Raw genomic sequence first — 4,819 nt, 5'->3', positions numbered from 1 at the left:
CGGTTCGCTTGCTCACGTAGAGCTGATCCGCCACTTCTTTGCTGGACTTTCCCTCAATGACGAGAGATAGTACTTCGACCTCACGCTTGGTGAGTTTGACCTGGCTGTCCGTTGACATACCACTATTCGTATAAATGCCCATGGGGCTTGTTCCCTCCTGTATTCTCTCCGCGACTGTTTGTCAGTCTAAAGCTTTGGGCCCTCCCTCGCTCTGTACTTGATTTTTGCCATAACCAGGTAAAGAATTCATCTATAAATTTACTGGGTTTCGAGTGTTTTTCTCAGCTAGTGTAGAATACGAGGTAATGCAGGCAGTAATTCTGGCCGGGGAGCGGGGCGCTCCCCTCTATCCCCTCACGGCGCGCACGCCTCGCGCCATGCTTCCGATCGTCGCCAAGCCCCTGATCCAGTACTCTCTGGAGCAGCTTAAGCGCCACGAGATCCGCGAGGTAATCCTCTGTCTCCAGGTGCTTCCCGAGGTCTTTGAGAGCCGCTTCGAGGACGGTAAGTCTCTGGGGCTCAATATTCGCTACCACCGGGAGCAAGTGCCCCTCGGGACGGCGGGCGCGGTGCGTGCCGTGAGCGATCGGCTGGTGGGCAAGAATATTCTAGTGCTGAATGGCCATGTTCTCACGGACGCCGACCTCAGTGCGCTGGTAGCCTTCCATGAGGAAAAAGAAGCAGCGGTGACGCTCTTGCTCACCAGCGTGCCGGATGCATCGCGCTACGGCGCGGTGGTGCGTGATGCCGAGGGGCGTGTCCAGGCCTTTGCCGAGAAGCCACCCGTGGGGGAGGTCGCCACCGACACGATCAATGCGGGGGTCTATGTTATCCGGCGTGAGGTTCTACGGCGCATCCCAGTCGGCATGGAGTTCTCCTTCGAGCGGCAGCTCTTTCCCCAGCTTGTGGCCGAGGGGGCGCCTGTCTATGGATTTGTGGCCCCGGAGCACTACTGGCGCTCGATCACGACTCTCAACGACTACCAGCGCGCTCAGGCCGATGTGCTGGAGCAGCGCGTGCAAGCGACAATAGAAGGTGTCGAGGTACGGGAGGGAGTCTGGGTAGGCGAGGGCGCGACGATTCACCCAACGGCGGAGATTCGGGGTCGGGTCTTTCTTAACCACCATACCGAAGTGGGACGCGATGCCAAGATCCGGGGAACCGTGGTGATTGGCTCGCGCTGCCGGATCGGGGAAGGCGCCCTCATTGAGGACTCGGTAATCTGGCGCGGCTGCGTTCTGGAGGAGCAGACTGAGGTGCGCGGCAGCATCTTAGGCAACCACTGCACCGTGCGCGCGGGTGCCCGTATCCGCCCGGGTGCCGTGGTCGGTGCCGATGCCGTGATCGCGTCCATTGTGGCGCACCTGCCCAGCCAGAGTGAGATCCAGCGCGCGGGGATTCGCTTTGGCACCGATGGCTGGCGTGGAATCCTAGCCGACGATGTGACGGTGGAGAATGTCCGGCTCCTCACACAAGCACTCTGCGACTGGGTCAAGAGTGACTCCGTTCCAGGCGACGGGGTGATTGTCGGCTACGACACCCGCGCTCAGTCCGACCTCTTCGCCCGCGCCGCCGCCGACGTGGTCGCTGCCAACGGTCTGCGCACACGCCTCTCACGCGCTGCCTGTCCCTCCCCCACGGTAAGCTTCGCCTGCCGCTTCTTTGGAGCCGCCGCAGGGATTGTCATTACGGCAAGCCACAACCCGGCGAGCTTCTCCGGTATGAAGGTAAAGGCACACTACGGCGGCCCCGCCTCTCCGGCCATGACGACGCGGATCGAGGAGAAGCTCCGGGAGCTGCTGATGAGTGGCGGAACACCCCGCACGGAGGGTGGTACCGTGGAGCTGACGGACCTGGCGGCTCCCTACCTGGCGCACTGCGCCCGTTTTGTTGATCTGTCGGTACTCAAGCAAGCAGGTATGGTTGTGGTAGATGCCCTCCACGGCGCGGCGGCGGGCTATCTGCCTCAGCTCCTGGCTCCCGTAGGAGTCGCTCTTCAGGAGATCCGAGCAGAGCGCAACCCATTTTTTGGGGGGGTCACGCCCGACCCGACTCCGGAGAACCTGGAAGCACTCTTTCGAGCCGTCCCTGCTGCCCAAGCGACTTTAGGGCTTGCACTCGACTGTGACGGCGACCGGCTGGGGGCATGTGATGCAGCGGGGACATTTGTGGATGCCCATAAGCTCTTTGCCCTCCTCCTGCGTCATCTAGTGAGGACACGCGGCCAGACAGGCGGCGTCGTGCGGACGATCTCAACCACGCAGATGGTGGATAAGCTCTGCGCGGCGTATGACCTGCCTCTCGCGGAGACCCCTGTGGGTTTCAAATTTCTCAGTGCCAAGATGCTGGCGGGCAGTATCCTGATTGCGGGCGAGGAATCGGGGGGCTTCGGGGTTGCCGGACACCTGCCAGAGCGCGATGCGATTCTCTCGGCCCTCCTCTTGCTAGAGGCGCTAGCACTCTCAAGAAAATCACTGACCGAGCTGCTAGCGGAGCTGGTTTCTGAAGTGGGGCCTCACGAGTACATCCGAATCAACCTGCGCCCCACCCCCGCCCAGATGCACCGGATCCACACCGCGCTCCAGAGCTTCAAGGAAACTCATTTCGCCGGAGTCCAGATCGCCGCCATCCGTCGCCTCGACGGCACCCGTCTGGACTTCACCGACGGTTCCTGGCTCCTGCTACGCCCCTCCGGCACTGAGCCGCTGGTGCGTGTTTATGCAGAAGCGGCCACCCGTGAGCGTGCCCGTGAGCTGACGGGAGCCGGGGTGGAATTTATTGTCACGGCATAAATTTTCATTAATTTCTTTAAAAATGGAACATTTCCTGTATAATGCACGATCTGAATGAATCGTGCCTCAGAGAAGGCAAGTGATATAGTCGAAAGGAATGTATAAGATGTCGTTAGTTAAAGAATTTCGTGAATTTGTAGGATCAGGCAATGTGATTGATCTCGCCGTGGCTGTGCTCGCTGCGGGAGCCATTGGGACTATTCTTAAATCATTTGTGGATGAGATGATCATCCCTTTGACCGGCTTGATGGGAAAAGTCAGCTGGTCCGACTCCTACATTGTTCTTAAGGGCGATATTCCTGCGGGCAAGGCGCTTGCGGAAGCACGTAAGATTGATGGATCGGTTATCCTGGGCTACGGGCAGTTTCTCACAACCGCTCTCAATACTCTGCTGATTGTCTTTGCCGTTTTCATGGTCGTCAAGGCCATTAATGCAATGAAGAAGAAGCAGGCCGAGGAAGCCGCCGAGGCACCACCGCCCGCACCGGCTGCTCAGGAAGTGCTCCTCACCGAGATTCGCGACTTGCTCAAGTCAAAATAATTTTTGGGAACCCTGAAAAGCTCTCCACTGTATGGAGAGTCAGCATGGTTAGCAAAAGTTTCCAGGCGGCGAGTTATGCACTCGCCGCCTTTCTCATGATCGGCCCCGTGTGGGCCAGCTCTCCCGCGCAGCGGGAGAGCTTCAGCCTCCCTACCACGAAAAGCGCCCCGAAAATTGATGGCAACCTCTCCGATACCTGCTGGAAAACGGCGTTTAAGGCGGGAGAGTTTGTGCGCTTCACGGGAGGCGCTCCTATTGTTGAGCAGACTGAAGCCTGGGTGACGACGGATGGCACGACGCTCTACATTGCGTTTGAGTGTCGCGACGAGCACCCGGAGCTGATGCGCGCCAGTGAGACGCAGCGGGGCAGCTCGGCGGTGGAGGGTGATGACCACGTGAGTGTGGTGATTGACAGCCAGAACCTCCGGCGCGGCGCGTCTAGTTTCTCGGTGAACGCACTGGGAACGCAAGTCGAGCATCTCGAAGGGGGCACGGCGGGCAATATCACCTGGGCAGGCGACTGGAAGGCCGCAACCCAGCTCCTTCCGGAGGGCAAGGGCTGGAGCTGCGAGATTGCGATTCCCTTCCAGCTCCTGCGCCACCCCGCGCGTGCACGAGCGTTTGGGCTCCAGGTCGCTCGCTCGCTAAACCGTGAGGGCAACCAGATGATCTGGCCCGCGCTCCCGCCCGAAGGCCAGTCATTTTTCGCCCGCGCCTCGTTTCTGCCGGAGCTGCGCCTTGCTCAGCCGATGCCAGACCAGCGCCCCCCCGTGGTGGTGCTTCCCTACAGCCTGACAACCGCTCGCACCGACGGAGGCAGTGCGCGGCAGGGTATGGACATCAAGTACCCTTTCAGTACAACGCTTACCGGACTGCTGGCGGTGAACCCGGACTTCCAGACGATCGAGCAAGATGTTGCCAGTGTCAATTTTTCCTACAACGAGCAGCAAGTCCCAGACCGCCGTCCGTTCTTTGCCGAGGGCAATGAGTTCTTGCCCTCCAGTGAAGTTTTCTACTCACGCCGCGTCGGACAGTTCGATGACGGCCTCAAAGTCGTGGGCCGTGAAGGAGCGACTTCTGTGGGGCTGGTCACGTCACAGTCTCGAACCGGAGAGCCCGATCGGACGAGTGCGGCTCTTGCGCTCCGTCAGGCCGTGGGGCTTTTCAGTGAGTACAGTGTCTATGCTGCCAGCGATAATCGCGCGGACAAGCTCAGCAACCGTGTGGTACGTGCGGCGGGTAACTACGGCTGGGTGGACGGTGCCCAGCGCAATGGGGTTTACTTCTCCCGCAGCCAGTCCTGGCAGGGAGGTATACAAAAAGGGGGAGCGAGCGATCTGACACTCAGTAGCCGAGGCGCACCGGGCAGACCGCGCTACCGGGTCTCCAGTTCTACTCTCTCCGACGACTTCGTCAGCGATCTGGGGCTGGTGCAGGACCGCAACCGCAAGGGCTGGTCGGCCAGTATGGGGATTCGCAACCAGCT

At 60.2% G+C, this 4,819-nt stretch carries 4 protein-coding genes; 3 read left to right on the top strand and 1 reads right to left on the bottom strand.

Features of this window, described 5'->3' with window-relative positions; genetic code table 11:
* A partial coding sequence (locus ACH2EH_RS10290) for a LuxR C-terminal-related transcriptional regulator (RefSeq protein WP_395141361.1) occupies positions 1-118 on the bottom strand: 118 nt, incomplete at its 3' end.
* A 187-nt stretch (positions 119-305) separates the two neighbouring features.
* Here ACH2EH_RS10290 and ACH2EH_RS10285 point away from each other — a divergent pair.
* The 3 genes from ACH2EH_RS10285 to ACH2EH_RS10275 form a co-directional block, all read left to right on the top strand.
* Positions 306-2,792 carry a sugar phosphate nucleotidyltransferase gene (locus ACH2EH_RS10285; protein ID WP_395141359.1) on the top strand — a complete coding sequence of 829 codons (2,487 nt, stop codon included), beginning with the start codon at positions 306-308 and terminating at the stop codon, positions 2,790-2,792.
* 106 nt (positions 2,793-2,898) lie between these two features.
* Positions 2,899-3,333, top strand: a complete 435-nt coding sequence (gene mscL, locus ACH2EH_RS10280; protein ID WP_395141357.1) for a large conductance mechanosensitive channel protein MscL — start codon at positions 2,899-2,901, stop codon at positions 3,331-3,333.
* 44 nt (positions 3,334-3,377) lie between these two features.
* Positions 3,378-4,819: DUF5916 domain-containing protein (locus ACH2EH_RS10275; protein WP_395141355.1), on the top strand; the 1,442-nt coding region annotated here is incomplete at its 3' end.

It is taken from the genome of Armatimonas sp. (genome assembly GCF_043760365.1).
Lineage (GTDB): Bacteria > Armatimonadota > Armatimonadia > Armatimonadales > Armatimonadaceae > Armatimonas.
This window is presented reverse-complemented; position numbering and strand designations above follow the sequence as displayed.

What these genes read in the sequence shown, in the direction of transcription:
- ACH2EH_RS10285 (WP_395141359.1), top strand. Translation starts at nt 306, where the DNA reads ATGCAGGCAGTAATTCTGGCCGGGGAGCGGGGCGCTCCCCTCTATCCC.
- mscL (WP_395141357.1), top strand. Translation starts at nt 2,899, where the DNA reads ATGTCGTTAGTTAAAGAATTTCGTGAATTTGTAGGATCAGGCAATGTG.